This window comes from Micromonospora sp. NPDC048063, assembly GCF_043202855.1.
Taxonomy (GTDB): Bacteria; Actinomycetota; Actinomycetes; order Mycobacteriales; family Micromonosporaceae; genus Micromonospora.
Genome location: NZ_JBIDBG010000004.1, coordinates 365,365 through 380,192 on the forward strand (window position 1 = coordinate 365,365; position 14,828 = coordinate 380,192).

A 14,828-nucleotide genomic window follows, 5' to 3' on the forward strand; every position below is an offset into this window, starting at 1 on the left:
GGCGGTCAGCGGCCCGCTCGGGCGGGAAGCTGCGCCATCCCCGCGGCGAGCGCCTCGACGCCGAGCACCGCCCGCACCCCGGCGGTGGTGGACGAGAACGGAATGACGACGAACCGCTGCCCGGCCACCGCGGGCAGGTCCTTGAGGGTGGGGTGCCGGGCCAGGAACGCCTGCTTCGCGGCGGCCGGGTCCCAGGTCGCGTCGACCAGCACGACCGCGTCGGGGTCGCGCGCGACGGCGCTCTCCCAACTGGTGTCGGCCCAGCCGCCGGCGAGGTCGCCGAAGGCGTTGCCGATCCCGACCGCCGACATGATCATGTTGGGGCTGCCGCAGCAGGCGCCCACGCTCGGGGCGTCGGTGCCGGCGTCCCACCAGAGCACGGAGACGTCCCGCGTGCCGTCGAGCCTGGCGGCAGCGGCGGCGATCCGGGCGCGGTGGTCGGCGATGAGCGTCTCGGCCCGCTCCGGCACCCCGAAGACGGCCGCGACGTCCCGGATCTCGGCGAACACGTCCTCGACGGTGAGCTTTCCCGGCCGGTGCGGCTTCGGGCACCCGGCGGGTGAGAGATAGGTGCCGATGCCGAGCCCCGCCAGGGCGGCCCGGTCGCCGACGCCCTCGTCGCCGAAGGCGCTGTGGAACGAGGCGTAGACGAAGTCCGGCGCCGTCTCCAGGAGTTTCTCCTTGGCCGGGTACTTTCCGGACAGCACCGGCACCGATGCGTACGCGGCGGCGTGCTCCGGCAGGATCGCGTCGTCCAGGTACGCCGTGCCGGCCATGCGGTCGGCCAGGCCGAGCGCCAGCATGATCTCGGTGGCGGGCTGGTTCAGGGTCACCGCCCGCTGGGGCGGGGCGGCGACGGTGACCGGCGTGCCGCAGTTGGTCAGGGTGGCCGGCGCGCCGGATGCCGGGGCGGGGTCGTCGTCCGTGGCGCAGGCGCCGAGCAGGACGAGGAGGACGGACAGGGGCGCGGCTACGCGCCGGGACAGGGTGGACCGCACAGCGCGCACGCGCATCGGGACCGCCTTCCAGCACCTCGTGGACGGGTCATCGCAGTGCCGTGGCCGGTCTCCTGGCTGACGGGAGGTGCGTCCGTGGCCGGCCTTCCCAGGCGTGCGACACGCCCAGTGACCTCTGACGACGAGGGCCGCGGACTTCCCGATCACAGTGGCGAGGGCCGCACCGGTCTTCCACCGGCTTCCCGAACACCACGGCAGCGTCACCCTAGCCTGCGCCCGGCCCCGAATGCCACGGTGACGAATGCCATGGAGCGGCCGGCTTCACCACTGTGGACGGTGCGGCGCGCGGCGGTTCACGCTCCCGGCGGGGGCGGAAGGTCGACGACCCGGGTCGCCCAGCGGGCCATCAGGGCCGGGTCGTGGGTGATCAGCAGGACCCCGGCGCCGCGCTGCCGCTGGTAGTCGGTGATGACGGCGGCGAGGTGGGCCTGGGTGGAGGCGTCGAGCATGGCGGTGGCCTCGTCGCAGAGCAGGTAGGCCGGCCGGTGCACGAGCGCCCGGGCGAGGCAGGCCCGTTGCAGCTGCCCGTCGCTGACCGCGTGCGGGCGGCGGGCGAGCAGGTCCGCGGTGAGGCCGACGAGGTCGGCCAGCTCGGCCGCGTGGGCCCTGGCCTGCTCGGCCGGTACGCCGGTGGCGCGGAGCGGTTCGGCGACGATGTCCGCGAGGCTGAGCCGCGGGTCGGTGGCGGCGCGTGGGCTCTGGAACAGGATCGCGACGCGGGTGCGGACGGCCGCCGGCAGCCGGTGGCGGACTCCGGCGACCCGGTGGCCGTCGAGGGTGACGTGCCCGGCGTCGGGGGCGTGCAGCAGGGCGAGTACCCGGGCCAGGGTGGACTTGCCGCTGCCCGAGGGCCCGTGCAGCCCGACCGTCTCGCCGGGGGCGACGTGCAGGTCGACGCGGTCGAGGACGCGCTGCCGACCGTAGGCGACGGTGACCTGGTGGGCGGCGAGCGCGGTGGCGGTCGCCTCCGGGCCGAGGTGTCGACGGGTGGCCGTGGTCGTGGTCATGCCGGCGCTCCGACGGGCAGCGGGTGGTGGCAGGCGACCTGGCCGGAGCCGTCCACGACCGGGGTGGGCGGCGTGCGGCAGGTGTCGGTGGCGCGGTCGCAGCGCGGGGCGAAGGCGCAGCCGGCGGGCAGGTCGGTGAGCATCGGCGGGTGGCCGGGCACGGGGCGGAACGCCCGCTCGGGCAGGGCGTCGAGCAGGCCGGCGGTGTAGGGGTGGGCGGGCGCGGCGAACAGCGCCTCGGTGGGCCGGCGCTCGACGACCCGGCTGGCGTACATGACGGCGACGGTGTCGGCGACACGGCGGGCGGCGGCCAGGTCGTGGGTGATGAGCAGGACGGCGTTGCCGGCGTCGCAGCGGCGGCGCAGCAGGTCGAGGGTGTGGTCGACCAGGGGCCGGTCGAGGCCCGTGGTCGGTTCGTCGGCGAGCAGCAGCGGCGGGTCGGGGGCGAGCGCGAGGGCGGTGGCCAGGCGTTGCGCCATGCCGCCGGAGAGCTCGTGGGGGTAGCGGTCGAGGTCGGCGGGGTCTAGCCCGACGTCGGCGGCGACCCGCTCGGCCGCCGAGGGCGCGTCGCGGCGGGCGTGCCCGTGGGCGCGCAGGGTCTCTGCCAGCAGCCGCCGGCCGGTGCGTACGGGGGTCAGCGCGGTGGCGGGGCTCTGCGGCACCAGCCCGACCGCGCGGCCGCGTACGACGCGGGCGAGGTGGCGCTCGGTGCAGCCGATCAGGTCGACCTGGTCCCCGCCGGGCGGGCGCAGCCGGGCGTGGCCGGAGACGGTGGCGTTGCCGGGGAGCAGGCCGAGCAGGGCGTGGGCGAGCACCGACTTGCCGCAGCCGGACTCCCCCACCACGGCCACCAGTTCGCCGGGGTGGACGGTCAGGCGCAGGTCGGTGACGGCCCGCACCACGGCGTCACGGAGCTGGAAGCGGACGGTCAGCCCGTCGACCTCCAGCAGGGCGGGACGAGGACCGGCCGCGCTGCCGACCGTGGAGGCGGCGCTGCCGACCGTGACGGGCGTGGCGTCGCCGGTGGCGGCGGTGCCGGCCGTGGCGGCGTGGGGCTCGCGGGTGGTGGTCAAAGGTTCAGCTCCGCTCGTACGCGCGGGTCGAGGCGGTCGCGCCACCGGCCGGTGAGGGTGGCCAGGGCCAGCGTGACGACGACGAGGAGCAGGCCGGGGACGAGGCTGGCCCACCAGGCGCCGGTGAGCAGGGAGCGCTGCCCGTCGTTGATCATGTTGCCGATGGAGGCCAGGTGCGGGGGCAGGCCGAGACCGAGGAAGGACAGCGCGGTCTCGTGCCAGACGGCGTGCGGCACCATCAGCGTGGTGGCCAGGGCCAGCCGGGGCAGCACGTGCGGGAGCAGGTGCCGGGTGATTACCCGCGCGCGGCTGGCGCCGCCGGCGATCGCGGCGTCGACGAACGGCCGGGTGCGCAGGCTGAGCAGCTCGGAGCGGACGATGCGGGCGGTGGACAGCCAGTGCGTCAGCCCGATCGACACGATCACCGCGCCGAGGCTGGGGCGCAGCATCGCGACGATGAAGATGCCCAGCAGCAGGTGCGGCAGCGCCGCGATGGTGTCGACCACCCGCATCAGCGCCCGGTCGACCCAGCCGCCGAGGGTGCCGGCGACCGCCCCGACGAAACCACCGATCACGGTCGCCACGAGCGCGGCGACCGCGCCGACGAGCAGGGAGACACGCAGGCCGTAGAGGCCGCGGTGGGCCACGTCGCGGCCCAGGTCGTCGGTGCCGGCCGGGTGCGCGGCCGAGGGCGCGAGCCGGGTACGCGCCAGGTCGACGGCGCTCTCGTCGAGCGGCCACAGGACGGGGGCGAGCAGGCAGGCGGCGACCGCGCCGACGAGCACGGCCCAGGCGACGGCGGTACCGGCGCGGCCGGCCCGCGGCTTCGGCCGCCGGACGCGGGCGGGGCGGGCGAGGTCAGTCATCGAGGCGTACCCGGGGATCGGCGGCGGAGTAGGCGAGGTCGGTGGCCAGGTTCGCGGCCAGCACCACGACGGTGGTGGCGAGGGTGGTCGCGGCCAGCAGCGGGAAGTCGCTGCCCAGCGCGGCCTGCACCGTCACCGCGCCGAGACCGGGCAGGGAGAACACGGTCTCGACCAGGACGGCACCCCCGATCAGCTCCGGCAGGTGGGTGCCGACGAGGGTGAGGAACGGCAGCAGCGCGGTGCGCAGGGCGTGGCCGAACAGGACGGTGCGCCCGGGCAGGCCCCGGGCCCGGGCGGCGAGGACGTGGTCGTCGCGGAGGCTCTCGGCGACGGCGTCGCGGATGAACAGGACGAACCACGGCGCCTGGGCGACTGCCAGCACCGTCACCGGCAGGACCAGGTGCCGGGCCACGTCGGCGGGGTCGGTGGTGGTGGCGGTGACGTCGGTGAGCCCGCCCGCCGGCAGCCAGCCGAGGGTCAGGGCGAACAGGGCGATCGCGGCCAACCCGATCCAGAAGACCGGCATGGACTGCACCGCGTACGCGCCGGCGCGCAGCACCCGGTCGAACCAGCCGCCGCGCTGGTACGCGGCCAGGGTGCCCAGCAGCAGGCTCGCCACGAGGACGAGGGCGAGGGCGGCGCCGACGAGCAGCAGGGTCCAGCCGGCGCGGGCGGCCAGCACGGAGGTGACGGGTTCGTGCCGGCTGGTCGACCAGCCCAGGTCACCCTGGAGCAGGTTGCCCACCCAGCGGAGGTACTGCACCGGCAGCGGGTCGTCGACCCCCCAGTTGGCGCGGATCTGCGCCAGGTTCTCCTCGCTGGTGGTGAACGCCGCCGCGCCCGCGTACTGGTGGGCGGGGTCGATCGGCGAGGCCGCGCCGAGGGCGAACATGCCGACGCTGGTGGCGGCGAGGATCGGCACGGCCACCAGCAGGCGCCGGCGGACCACGGCACCGGCTCCCGCCAGCCGTCGGCGGCGGGCGGGGGTGGCCGGTGCGGTCACTTCCTCGTCCAGGTGTGGATGTTCCACCAGAGGCTGTTGGCCACGTCGTGCTCGTGCGGCTCCACCCGCGGCGTCACCCCGGCGAGGCCGTCCTTCACGACGTAGGTGTGCTGGAGGTAGGTGAGGAACACCCACGGCAGGTCGGTGGCGAGCTGCTTCTGGAAGGTGGCGTACGCGGCCTTGCGGGTGGCCGGGTCGGCGTTGTCGCGGGCGTCCTGCAACGCCTTGTCCACAACGGCGGACCGGTAGGAGCCGGGGTTGAAGAAGCCCTGGCCGGCGAAGTCGGAGCGAAACAGCTTGTAGGAGAGGAAGTCCGGGTCGTACGGGGTGCCGAAGCCCATGACCACCGCGTCACTCTTCATCCGCGGGGTGATCGCGTCCCAGGTCAGGCCCTCCGGGGTGATCTCGATGCCGACCTTCTTCGCGTCGGCGGTCACCGCGAGGGCGAGTTCCTTGCGCAGGCTGTCGGTGGCCGGGTACATCAGCGCGAAGGCCGCGCGCCGGCCGTCCTTCGCGCGGATGCCGTCCGGGCCCGGCTTCCAGCCGGCGGCGTCGAGGGCGGCGGTCGCGGCGGCCGGGTCGGCGGCGGGCTTGCCGACGATCGACGGCTCGGCGAACTCCGACGACGGCGGGACCGGCCCGAACGCCGGCTCACCCGCTCCGCCGAGCAGGCCGGTGACCATCGCCGCACGGTCCACCGCCGCGTTCAGCGCCCGCCGCACCGCCGGGTCGCCGGTGACCGGGTTGCCCATCGGCAGCACCACGCCCCGGTAGTCGGCGGTGGGCACCCGCTCCACCCGGTGGCCGGCCAGCCCGTCGAAACCGGCGGCGAGCTTCGGCGCCAGCTCCGCCGCGTCGAACTCGCCCGCCCGCATCCGCTGCGCGCGGACGTTGTCGTCGGGGACGAACGCGACCACGACGCCGGAGTTGGCGGGCCTGCCGCCCCAGTACTTCTCGTTGGCCGCGAGGACGAGCCGGTCGCCCGGGGTCCACGACGTCACCCGGTACGGGCCGGTGCCCACCGGCCTGCGGTTGAACTCTGCCTTGTTGACGTCCTGCCCGGCCAGCGCCTTGGCCGGCACGATGCCCAACGCCAGCCGCTGCGGGAACGGCGCGTAGGCGTACTTCAGGGAGAACACCACGGTCGACGGGTCCGGCGCGGTGACCGAGGCGAGCATGTCGAGGTCGGAGCGGAGCGTGGAGTCGACCTTCGGGTCCAGCACCGCCTGGTAGGTGAAGACCACGTCCTGGGCGGTCAGGGGGCTGCCGTCGTGGAACAGCACCCCGTCGCGCAGCTTCACGGTGACGGTCCTGCCGTCCGCGGAGACGGCCGGCAGCTCCCGCGCCAACGCCGGCACCAACTGGTTGCGCGCGTCGCGTTCGACCAGCCCGTCGAAGATCAGCGAGCCGCCGTCGACCCCGTAGTTGAGCACGGGGTTCAACGCCTCCGGCTCCCCCGCCGTCGCCACGACGAGGGTGCCGGCCGCGCCCGGGCCCGTCGACGTGCTCGTCGGGGACGAGCAGCCCGCCACGGCCAGGACAGCGCCGACGGCCATCGCCGCCACCCGCACGGACACCGGCGTACCCATCACATGCTCCCGGTCTGTTCGTCGCACGACCCCGGCGTTCGCCGCGCCGGGGCCCTGAGGTGGGCCGGCCGTGACCGCGGCCGATGGCGTGCGGCGTGGCCGGCGACGGGCCGGATCGGTGCCGCGCGACGGGAACGGCCCGTCGCGCGGTCAGATGATCTCCAGCGCCGCTGCCGCCAGCATTCCGCAATTGCCAAAGATGTGCAAGAAGGGGCCCGGGGCCGCCCGCAAGTGATCCTCTGTAGGTGGAGGGCGCTCCCGGTCATCCGCCGGGTCGCCGGGTGGCGCCGCCGGTGGTTCAGCCGGTCGGCGGGGCCGTCACCCAGCGCTGCCGGGCGTGCTCGGCGCGGGCCGGGTCCTGGCCGGCCGCGAGGACGTGGTGGCCGAGGACCGGGGCGTCGCCGCGCTCGGCACCGGGAAGCCGCAGCCAGCCGGCCAGGGTGGGCGGCCGGGCGTCAGGGACCGCTCGGCGGGCAGAGGAGCCGGTCCAGCAGGGGCAGCCGGAGGACGTCCAGACAGAGGTCGACCGCGGCGGGCTCCGACGCCGACGGCGCGGTGGTCGGGGCCGGCGCCGGGGCGACCGGCGCCGTGGCCGTCGGCGCCGGGGCGGGAGGGGGCGGGGCGGCCGGCGGGGCCGGGACGGGGACCGGCGGCGGGGCGGGCGCCGGCCCCCGTGCCGGGGCGGCCGGCGGAACGGAGCCGCCCGTGCTCACCACGTCCTGCCGCACGACCGGCACCCGCGCTCCCACGGCGACGCGGGCCCGGGGAACCGCCGTCCCGCCGGTGCCCGGCCCGACCTCCTCCGGCACCACCGGCTCCTCGGCAGCGGTCGTGGTGACGGTCGGCACCACCGGCACGGCGGGAACGCTCCCGGCGCCGCCGTCCGCCCGGTACGGCGGGCCGGGCCGCTCCGGCCCGAACGCGCCGGCGGTCAGCATCGCGTACGCCAGCGTGGCGACGGCGGCGGCGAGCGCCGTCCGGCGATCGGGGCGCAGCGCGGTCAGCGGGGCCCGGCCCGGCGCGGCCGGCGCCGGCGGGACCGGCCGCGCGTGCTGGTGGGCGGCCACCAGGGCGTCGAGCTGCGCGGCGACGGCGGCGCGTTTCCCGGTGGCGGCAGCGAGGGCGAGCGTGAGGTAGAAGCGGAAGTTCACCGTGGCGGTGGCCGGCACCCGCAGCCCGGCGAGCCGACTGCCGTCGGTGGTGTGCAGCAGGGTGAGCGGGACGTCTGGGTGGTGCGCGGCCCCGAGCATGTCCGCGTACGCCCACTCGCGCCGCCCGGCGCGGCCGGCGAAGGCCACCCGGCGGTTGGTCACGACGGCCGGGCCCGCGTCGACGACCCGGAGCCCCTTCGGCAGCGCGCGGCCCGTCGCCGCGACCTCGGCCGTGGCGACCGTCAGCCCCGGCGCGGGCAGCCCCGGCACGTGCCGGGCCTCCGCCTCGACCAGCTCCGCGGCCGGCAGCACCCGGAACACGACCTCGTCGTCGCCGAGGTCCACCGGCAGGCCGGTACGCGGCTGCGCGTACCCGAGGAAACCGGCGGCCTCGATCCGCAACCGGATCAGGTGGTCGTTGCGCCGGCGCCAGCCCTCGACCTCGGCGTCGTACGCGCGCGACCGCCGCCCGCTCTCACGCTCCGCCCACCTGACCCGCCAGGCCGGCCAGGCTGCCGTCGCCGGGATCACGATGTTGGTGCGTGGTTCCACCGTCACGCCCGGTACAACCGCCCGCCTTCCGTCCAGGACACGCGCGGCGATCGATACTTCCCATTGTTCCGTTAGGTGGCGGTGTGCGAACCGCAGGGATCTGCCGCCTGCCGAGGTCGGCCCACCTACCATTGGCCGATCTTCCGCATTGCAGCGGATGCAACCCCTCCGCTCTGCCGCTGGTCCGTTCAGTAGAGGCGGCAGAAGGAGAGCGGATGGACGGCGTGACGGCGGTGCACGAGGCATACCGGGCGCACTACCGCCGGCTGGTGGGTCAGGTGTACGCGTTGACGGGCAGCCTGCCCGAGGCGCAGGACGTGGTGCACGAGGCGTTCGCGCGGGCGTTGGCTCGGCCCGCGCGCTTCCTCGCCGTGAACGACCCGGAGACCTGGCTGCGGACGGTCGCGATGAACCTGGCGCGGACCCGGCACTGGCGGCAGCGGTTCCTCGACCGGCTGATCCGCAGTGGCCGGGCCGGGCCGCCCGACGACCATCCCGGGCTTTCGCCCGACCGGGTCGCGCTGATGGCCGCGCTGCGCAAGCTCCCTCGCCCGACCCGCGAGGCGGTGGTTTTGCACCACCTGGCCGACCTGCCGGTGGCGGAGGTGGCGGCGGCGCTGGACGTGCCCGTGGGCACTGTCAAGGCCCGCCTCTCCCGGGGCCGGACCGCACTCGCCCGGCACCTGACCGACGAACCCATCAGCGACGAGAGGACGGTGCGGTATGCCTGAGCCGGACTTCCACGGACTCCGCGACGAGGTCGACCGGTTCGTGCGGCAGCCCGACTTCGACACCGTGCGGCAGCGGGCTGGCCGGCTGCGGACGCGGGCCCGGGTCGCGGCGGCCACCGGCGTGCTCGGGGCGCTGGTCGCCCTCGCACTCGGTGCGGCCTCCGTGCTGCCGTTCCTACGGACGCCTGTCGCCCCAGCGGCGGGCGAGTCCCGCGTGCTGTGGGCCGGTGGCGGCGACCGAACCCACCTGTACGCGGTGCTGGCCGACTGTGCGACCTGCCCGCAGCGACTGGTCGCCTCGACGGACGGGGGACGCAGTTGGGACCGCCGCGCGGATTTCCCGTCCGGCGGTGACGATCCGGTCACCGTGACCGTGCTCGGCCCGGAGTTCCTGGTGGCGCAGGTCCCGGTGGGATCGGCCGGAAAGGGCGCGGGCGGGAGCGTCCGGCGGATCAGCACCGACGGCGGCGCGACCTGGCGGGACGCCGGCCAGGGCGGCACGCCGCGCGCCGCGGCCGTGCCGGGCACCCGGCTCTGGGGCTGCCTGATCCACGTTCCGCAGGGCTGCGACGTTCTGGTGCCCGATCCGGGGAGCGCCGCCGTGGTGCCGCTGGCGACGCAGCCACCGCTGGACGCGGCCGTGCCCGTCGACGCGCCACCGGCGGCCGGACACTGGGTACGCGGCTGTGATCCGGCGACCGGGCGGAGCGCCGTCGCGGTGAGCCGCACTGGCGGCCGGAGCTGGCAGAAGACCGTCTTCGACCGGGAACCGGAAGCCGACCCTCCGGTCGGCTGCGCGTTCGACCTCGCCACCACCGACGGCAGGACGGTGTTCGCGACGCTCTCCGGCGAGCAGGGCGTCCCGCGGCGGGTCTACCGCAGCGTCGACGGCGGTGCCACCTGGCAGGCGGAGGACCCGCGGCTGCCGGATGGCTGGGTCGTGCAGGCCGGTTCGACGGTCACCGTGGACGGAACCCACGTCCTGCTCGCTGAACTCGATTCCCGGTTCGGGCTACTGACCAGCCGGGACGGACGGACCTACGCGCCACTGGCGGTCGACGGGCCGGTGCACCACGACGCGCCGCGGGCCGTGGCCCCGGACCGCTGGATCCGCCACGACGAGCGGACGGTGTACCTGTCCGACGACGGCCTTCACTGGCGACCGCTGGACGTCGGCTGACACCCGGGCCGGGCAGCAGGCGGCCCGTCGCGGCCTGGGCCTGGCTAGTCGGCGACGACCAGCGCCTGCGGGGCGGCGGCCTTCATGCGGGTACGCAGCCACTTGAGCTGGATGGCGGTCTCCGCCTCGCAGCGCTCGACGACGGCCAGCAGTTCCTCGTCCCGGGCGCCGTAGGCGGCCTGACCGACGACGGTCCAGGCGATGTCGCACTCGGCCGCCATCAGGTAGAGGTCCTGCAGGTCGCGGAGCAGGCCGATGTCCCAGTCGGTCTCCACCAGGCGGTCGCCGTCGCGGACCAGCGGGCGGGTCAGGCGATCCGGGCTGTTGTTGGCCTGCCAGCCGTACAGGTCCTTCGGGCCGAGGCGGCCCCGGTTGATCCGGTCCACCGCGCGGCCACGCACCCCGACGATCCGACCGTCGGCGACGGCGATGTCCATGGCGTCGCCGTTGGAGTGCAGCACCGAGGCCGACTGCACCCACCGGTCCACGTCCGCCTCGGTCAGGTCGCCGGCGAGGTGGCGATCCACCCGCACCGGCCACGGCTCCCCCGGCCCGTACGGCGTGCGCGACCCCCACGGGTCGGCGATCCGGTCGACCACACTGCCCTCCCCTCCGGCGCGCTCACCGACCTACTTCTCCCAGAACACGATCGTCACACCTTCTCGTCTCCGGAGGACCGGAAATCCGATCCGCCGGTGTGCCGCCCGGCACACCCGAACCGGTGCGCTGACCGACCCGTCCCCGGCTTGAGCCGGGCGGGGACGGGGTACCACTCCGCCATGGGTCAGCTCAGCAGTTCGCCACCCCCGCCGCAGGCCGTCGAGCTGCGGCGGTGGACGTTGTCCGAGGGGGCGGACCTGCGCGGCCTGCGGGCGTCCCTGCACGAGGAGTTGACGGGCGACGTGCTCGGCGAGGGCGAGGCCCTGGAGGAGGTCCCCGAGCTGGTCGTGCTGATCGCCACGGAACTCGCCACGAACGCCCTGCGCCACGGGAGGCCGCCGACCATCGTCCGGCTGCTCGCCACCGACGACCACCTCGTCCTCGACGTCGCCGACCACGACCTCGGTTCCCTGCCGGAGCTCGCCGACACGCAGCCCGAGGGTGCCGGCGGGCGCGGTCTGCAACTCGCCCGCGCCCTCTCCCTCGACGTCGGCTGGTACGCCACCGGCACCACCAAGAACATCTGGGCGTCCTTCCCCCGCACCGCCCGGTTGGGCGGCGCGCGGCACGCCTGACCGGCGGGCCGCCCGCACCGGCCGGGCAGTTCGGGCCCCCGGGGCCCCGTCTCCCGACGACCTACACTGGTTGCCGTGGGGCAATCAGCGTGATCGGCGAAGAGCGGCGGGCCGCGCCGCGGGGGCACCTCTGCTGGGCGTACGAGGACCTGGGGTCGCTCGCCGCCCGGGCGGAGCGCTACCTGCTCGCGGGCCTCGCCGCCGGCGAACGCGTCTGGTACGTCACGCCGCACCCCGCGGACGCGGTGGCCGACCGGCTGCACCGCCTGCCCGGCTTCGCCGCCGCCGTGCGCCGGGGCGCCGCCGCCGTGGTCCCCCTGTTCCCGACCTACTCGCACGGCCACGTCGTCGACCCACCGACGCAGGTCGCCGCCTACGCGGCCGCCACCGACGAGGCGCTCGCCGCCGGGCACACCGGGCTGCGCGTGGCCGCGGAGGCCACCGAGCTGGTCCGCACCCCGGCCCAGCTGGAGAGCTTCACCCGCTACGAGCACCTCGTCGACCGCTACATGCGCACCCGGCCGTTCTCGGCCATGTGCGCCTACCACCGACCCGGGCTGGGCGACCGGGCGGTCGCCGAGCTGGCCTGCATGCACCCGGCCAGCAACGTCGACGACGTGCTGTTCCGGTTGTACGCCGTCCCGCCCGCCGACGGGCACGCCGCGCTGGCCGGCGAGCTGGACCTGTCCAACCACGAGCTGTTCCGCACCGCCCTGGACCGCGCCGACCTGCGCCCCACCGACGGTGAGCTGGTGCTGTCTGCGGCCGGGCTGCGCTTCCTCGACCACCGTGCCCTGACCCACCTCGCCGAGTACGCGCGCTGCCGCGGCGCGACCGCCGTGCTGCGCACCTCCCGCTCGGCGGCGGCCCGGTTGGTCGACCTGCTGGACCTGCCCGGCATCCGGGTGGCGGTCGCGCGATGAGGACCGGCGCCGCCGCCCAGCACCACGGCTACTACCACGAGGCCGTCCGGTACGACTCCGACGACGAGCTGCTCGCCGTGGTGGTCCCGTTCCTGCTCGGCGGCGTCGAGGCGGGCGAGCCCACCTACGTGGCCCTGGGCGAGCGCACCGGCGCGCTGGTCCGCTCGGCGCTGCCCGCCGGCTGCGGGGTCGAGTTCCTGCCCGGCGGCGACGTCTACGCCCGGCCCGCCTCCGCCATCCGGTTATACCGTGAACTCCTCGCGGCACAGGTGGCCGCCGGCGCCCGGCAGATCCGGATCCTCGGCGAGGTGCCCCCGGCCGCGTTCGACGCGACGTGGGACTGGTGGGCCCGGTACGAGTCGGCGATCAACCACGCCTACGACGACTTCCCGCTGTGGAGCATGTGCGCGTACGACACCCGGTGCACGCCGCCGGAGGTGCTGGCGGACGTGGCCCGCACGCATCCCCGGTTCGCGACCGCCGACGGCCGGCACGTGCCGAGCACGACCTGGACGTCGCCGACGGATTACCTGCGGGAGACCCGGCCGGTCGTGCCCGACCCCCTCCAGGTGGAGCCACCGGTCGTCGAGCTGACCGACCCGACGGCGGCCGAGGCGCGCGCCGCCGTGCACAAGGCCGACCGGGGCCAAATGTCGGCCGACGACGTGGACGATCTCGTCGTCGCGGTCAGCGAGATCGTCACCAACGCGCTGCGCCACGGCCGGCCGCCGGTCCTGCTGCGCGTCTGGTCCGGCGACGACCGCATCGTGGCGACGGTCCGCGACGGCGGCGACGGGCCGGGGGACCCGTACTGCGGGCTGCTCCCCGCGTCCGGCGGCGCCCCGGGCGGGCTGGGCCTGTGGATCACCTACCAGTCGTGCAGCCACGTGACCTGGCACCGCGACGGCGACGGCGACGGCTTCACGCTCCGGCTGACGGCCGGGAACCCGCACGCCGCCCACTGACCCACCGGCGCCCTGCCGGCCGCGGCGTCACCGCCCCCAGGGCTCGGCCGGTCGGCAGTCACCGCCGGGCCGGCCGTACACCACCGTGCCGGCGGGGTCGACGTAGCAGTGGTCGAACTCGTCCGAGGGCTGGAACAACCGTCGGCGGTCGATCTCGGTGCCGGCGGCGTCGTAGCTGACCAGTTGCGCCCCGTCCTCGTCGAGGTCGGCGCCGACCGTCATGACCGCGAAGACACCATCGGAGATCCGGGCGGCGGTGGTCTTCCCGTCGCCGTGTTCCAGCACCAGGCGGGCGACCCGGGAGCTGACCCGGCCGCTGACCGTCACGTCGCCACCGGACCGCTTCGTGGAGGTGAGCAGGAGTCGTTGCACCGGTCCGGGGAGCAGGTCGTGCGCGGGCCAGCGGTCGATCGAGAGCCCGCCCGACACCTCCGCGCCCGCCGACCGGTGCACGTCGCAGGTCACGTAGCCCGTCTCGGCCAGAAAGAACACCACAGCGCGGTCGCCCCGCTCGGCCGCCACGGCCAGATCGGTCATTGTCGGTGCCACGTCCGGGTCCCGCGGGCTCCACGCCAGGCACTGCCGGGCAGCCGCCCGGAGGGAGGGGGACAACTCGCCGTACCCCATCGCCAGCACCTCCACCGTCTCGGCGTCGGAGGGCGCCCGTACGGCGAACCCGGCCGCGACCACCGCCAGCGCGGTCGCACCCACCGCGAGCCGCAGGCGGACCCGTCCGGTCGCCGGGCGGCGGACCGCACGGAGGACGTCGGCCCGCATCCGGTCCGCCACCCGGGGCGGCAGGTCCCGCTCGCCGGGCGGCTCGAGGGTCTTCGTCATCGCTGTTCCTCCTCGTTCTCGTCGGTGACCAGCCGCGCCAGCCGTTTCCGGGCGCGGCTGACCCGGGACCGGACGGCGACCTCGCTGACGCCGAGGGCCGCCGCCGCGTTCGCGTACGGCACCCCCGACCAGAGGCAGAGCGCGACGGCCTCCCGCTCCGCCCGGGGCAGCCGCCGGGCGGCGGCCAGGATCGCCCTCATCCGTCGCTCGTCGTCCAGCCGCTGCGCGACCTCCTCCGCCGGGTCGTCCGCCGCCTGCCGGTCGACCGGCAGGCGGCGCAGCAGCGCCGCCCACCGTCGCGCCGACCGCCACTCGGTGCGTACGGCGTTGCTCGCCACCACCAGCAGCCAGGGCAGCACCGACCCGTCCACCAGGCGTGCCGCGTCCCTCCTCCGCCAGGCGACCAGGAAGGTGGCCTGGGTGATGTCCTCCGCCGTGCACCAGGAGCCGGTCAGCCGGAAGGCGTGGTTGTAGACCGCACGCGAGTGGCGGTCGAAGAGCTGCCCGAACGCGCCCTCGTCGCCTGCGGCGACGGCCGGCCAGAGTTCCTCGTCGCAGGGCCGTGTCTCGGTCTTCACACCCCACTATGGCCGGGTCGCCCGGTGTTGTTGCGGCAGCCGCCACCCGAGCCGCCCGCCGGCACCCGAACCGGCGGCCGGCGCCGGCCGGGCGGGACCGCCGCGTCCACGCGCCGCAGCCG

At 75.8% G+C, this 14,828-nt stretch carries 16 protein-coding genes and 1 riboswitch; of the genes, 6 read left to right on the forward strand and 10 right to left on the reverse strand.

What is annotated here, in order from left to right; translation table 11 throughout:
- Positions 1 to 5: 5 nt before the first annotated feature.
- The 6 genes from ACGFZ2_RS13505 to ACGFZ2_RS13530 all read right to left on the reverse strand — a co-directional run bounded on the left by ACGFZ2_RS13505 (position 6) and on the right by ACGFZ2_RS13530 (position 6,554).
- Positions 6 to 1,013 carry an ABC transporter substrate-binding protein gene (locus ACGFZ2_RS13505; protein ID WP_393453157.1) on the reverse strand — a complete coding sequence of 336 codons (1,008 nt, stop codon included), beginning with the start codon at positions 1,011 to 1,013 and terminating at the stop codon, positions 6 to 8.
- Between the two features lie 28 nt (positions 1,014 to 1,041).
- A riboswitch (cobalamin riboswitch) is annotated at positions 1,042 to 1,225 on the reverse strand.
- An 84-nt stretch (positions 1,226 to 1,309) separates the two neighbouring features.
- Positions 1,310 to 2,023, reverse strand: coding sequence for an ABC transporter ATP-binding protein (locus ACGFZ2_RS13510; protein WP_393453160.1), 714 nt, complete (start codon positions 2,021 to 2,023; stop codon positions 1,310 to 1,312).
- Positions 2,020 to 3,096, reverse strand: coding sequence for an ABC transporter ATP-binding protein (locus ACGFZ2_RS13515; protein WP_393453163.1), 1,077 nt, complete (start codon positions 3,094 to 3,096; stop codon positions 2,020 to 2,022). Before ACGFZ2_RS13515 ends, ACGFZ2_RS13510 begins: the two co-directional genes overlap by 4 nt.
- Positions 3,093 to 3,962, reverse strand: a complete 870-nt coding sequence (locus tag ACGFZ2_RS13520) for an ABC transporter permease (RefSeq protein WP_393258025.1) — start codon at positions 3,960 to 3,962, stop codon at positions 3,093 to 3,095. The genes ACGFZ2_RS13515 and ACGFZ2_RS13520 overlap by 4 nt, the downstream gene beginning before the upstream one ends.
- Positions 3,955 to 4,992, reverse strand: a complete 1,038-nt coding sequence (locus ACGFZ2_RS13525; protein WP_393258023.1) for an ABC transporter permease — start codon at positions 4,990 to 4,992, stop codon at positions 3,955 to 3,957. The genes ACGFZ2_RS13520 and ACGFZ2_RS13525 overlap by 8 nt, the downstream gene beginning before the upstream one ends.
- Positions 4,962 to 6,554, reverse strand: coding sequence for an ABC transporter substrate-binding protein (locus ACGFZ2_RS13530; protein WP_393258020.1), 1,593 nt, complete (start codon positions 6,552 to 6,554; stop codon positions 4,962 to 4,964). Before ACGFZ2_RS13530 ends, ACGFZ2_RS13525 begins: the two co-directional genes overlap by 31 nt.
- Positions 6,555 to 6,624: 70 nt before the next feature.
- Here ACGFZ2_RS13530 and ACGFZ2_RS13535 point away from each other — a divergent pair, with 70 nt between their 5' ends.
- Positions 6,625 to 6,789: a hypothetical protein gene (locus ACGFZ2_RS13535; protein ID WP_393453166.1), complete on the forward strand. Its 165-nt coding sequence runs from the start codon at positions 6,625 to 6,627 to the stop codon at positions 6,787 to 6,789.
- 220 nt (positions 6,790 to 7,009) lie between these two features.
- On the opposite strand, the gene ACGFZ2_RS13540 is transcribed toward ACGFZ2_RS13535, so the two are convergent.
- Positions 7,010 to 8,257, reverse strand: coding sequence for a hypothetical protein (locus ACGFZ2_RS13540; protein WP_393453169.1), 1,248 nt, complete (start codon positions 8,255 to 8,257; stop codon positions 7,010 to 7,012).
- A gap of 215 nt (positions 8,258 to 8,472) precedes the next feature.
- On the opposite strand from ACGFZ2_RS13540, the gene ACGFZ2_RS13545 reads away from it, so the two are divergent.
- Together ACGFZ2_RS13545 and ACGFZ2_RS13550 are read left to right on the forward strand one after the other, a co-directional pair.
- Positions 8,473 to 8,988: an RNA polymerase sigma factor gene (locus tag ACGFZ2_RS13545; protein ID WP_393453172.1), complete on the forward strand. Its 516-nt coding sequence runs from the start codon at positions 8,473 to 8,475 to the stop codon at positions 8,986 to 8,988.
- The gene (locus tag ACGFZ2_RS13550) at positions 8,981 to 10,168 is read left to right on the forward strand and encodes a WD40/YVTN/BNR-like repeat-containing protein (RefSeq protein ID WP_393453175.1); all 1,188 of its coding nucleotides are present in this window, start codon (positions 8,981 to 8,983) and stop codon (positions 10,166 to 10,168) included. The genes ACGFZ2_RS13545 and ACGFZ2_RS13550 overlap by 8 nt, the downstream gene beginning before the upstream one ends.
- Before the next feature lie 44 nt (positions 10,169 to 10,212).
- Here the strand turns inward: ACGFZ2_RS13550 and ACGFZ2_RS13555 are convergent, their stop codons facing one another.
- Entirely contained in the window at positions 10,213 to 10,767 is a 555-nt protein-coding gene (locus ACGFZ2_RS13555) for a hypothetical protein (RefSeq protein ID WP_393453178.1), read from the reverse strand.
- A gap of 180 nt (positions 10,768 to 10,947) precedes the next feature.
- On the opposite strand from ACGFZ2_RS13555, the gene ACGFZ2_RS13560 reads away from it, so the two are divergent.
- From ACGFZ2_RS13560 to ACGFZ2_RS13570, 3 genes are all read left to right on the forward strand, one after another.
- Complete coding sequence (locus ACGFZ2_RS13560; RefSeq protein ID WP_393453181.1) at positions 10,948 to 11,403, forward strand: ATP-binding protein; 456 nt, start codon at positions 10,948 to 10,950, stop codon at positions 11,401 to 11,403.
- An 89-nt stretch (positions 11,404 to 11,492) separates the two neighbouring features.
- On the forward strand, positions 11,493 to 12,326 hold the full coding sequence (locus ACGFZ2_RS13565) for an MEDS domain-containing protein (RefSeq protein WP_393453184.1): 834 nt from the start codon (positions 11,493 to 11,495) through the stop codon (positions 12,324 to 12,326).
- Positions 12,323 to 13,291: an anti-sigma factor RsbA family regulatory protein gene (locus ACGFZ2_RS13570; protein ID WP_393453187.1), complete on the forward strand. Its 969-nt coding sequence runs from the start codon at positions 12,323 to 12,325 to the stop codon at positions 13,289 to 13,291. The genes ACGFZ2_RS13565 and ACGFZ2_RS13570 overlap by 4 nt, the downstream gene beginning before the upstream one ends.
- A 27-nt stretch (positions 13,292 to 13,318) precedes the next feature.
- Here ACGFZ2_RS13570 and ACGFZ2_RS13575 read toward each other — a convergent pair whose 3' ends face one another.
- Positions 13,319 to 14,128 carry a hypothetical protein gene (locus ACGFZ2_RS13575; protein WP_393453189.1) on the reverse strand — a complete coding sequence of 270 codons (810 nt, stop codon included), beginning with the start codon at positions 14,126 to 14,128 and terminating at the stop codon, positions 13,319 to 13,321.
- Complete coding sequence (locus ACGFZ2_RS13580; protein ID WP_393453192.1) at positions 14,125 to 14,706, reverse strand: RNA polymerase sigma factor; 582 nt, start codon at positions 14,704 to 14,706, stop codon at positions 14,125 to 14,127. The genes ACGFZ2_RS13575 and ACGFZ2_RS13580 overlap by 4 nt, the downstream gene beginning before the upstream one ends.
- Positions 14,707 to 14,828: the final 122 nt, after the last annotated feature.

Excerpts from the sequence above, each read along its gene's own strand:
- ACGFZ2_RS13505 (WP_393453157.1), bottom strand. The coding sequence starts at position 1,013 with ATGCGCGTGCGCGCTGTGCGGTCCACCCTGTCCCGGCGCGTAGCCGCG.
- ACGFZ2_RS13510 (WP_393453160.1), bottom strand. The coding sequence starts at position 2,023 with ATGACCACGACCACGGCCACCCGTCGACACCTCGGCCCGGAGGCGACC.
- ACGFZ2_RS13520 (WP_393258025.1), bottom strand. The coding sequence starts at position 3,962 with ATGACTGACCTCGCCCGCCCCGCCCGCGTCCGGCGGCCGAAGCCGCGG.
- ACGFZ2_RS13530 (WP_393258020.1), bottom strand. The coding sequence starts at position 6,554 with ATGGGTACGCCGGTGTCCGTGCGGGTGGCGGCGATGGCCGTCGGCGCT.
- ACGFZ2_RS13545 (WP_393453172.1), top strand. The coding sequence starts at position 8,473 with ATGGACGGCGTGACGGCGGTGCACGAGGCATACCGGGCGCACTACCGC.
- ACGFZ2_RS13550 (WP_393453175.1), top strand. The coding sequence starts at position 8,981 with ATGCCTGAGCCGGACTTCCACGGACTCCGCGACGAGGTCGACCGGTTC.
- ACGFZ2_RS13560 (WP_393453181.1), top strand. The coding sequence starts at position 10,948 with ATGGGTCAGCTCAGCAGTTCGCCACCCCCGCCGCAGGCCGTCGAGCTG.
- ACGFZ2_RS13570 (WP_393453187.1), top strand. The coding sequence starts at position 12,323 with ATGAGGACCGGCGCCGCCGCCCAGCACCACGGCTACTACCACGAGGCC.
- ACGFZ2_RS13575 (WP_393453189.1), bottom strand. The coding sequence starts at position 14,128 with ATGACGAAGACCCTCGAGCCGCCCGGCGAGCGGGACCTGCCGCCCCGG.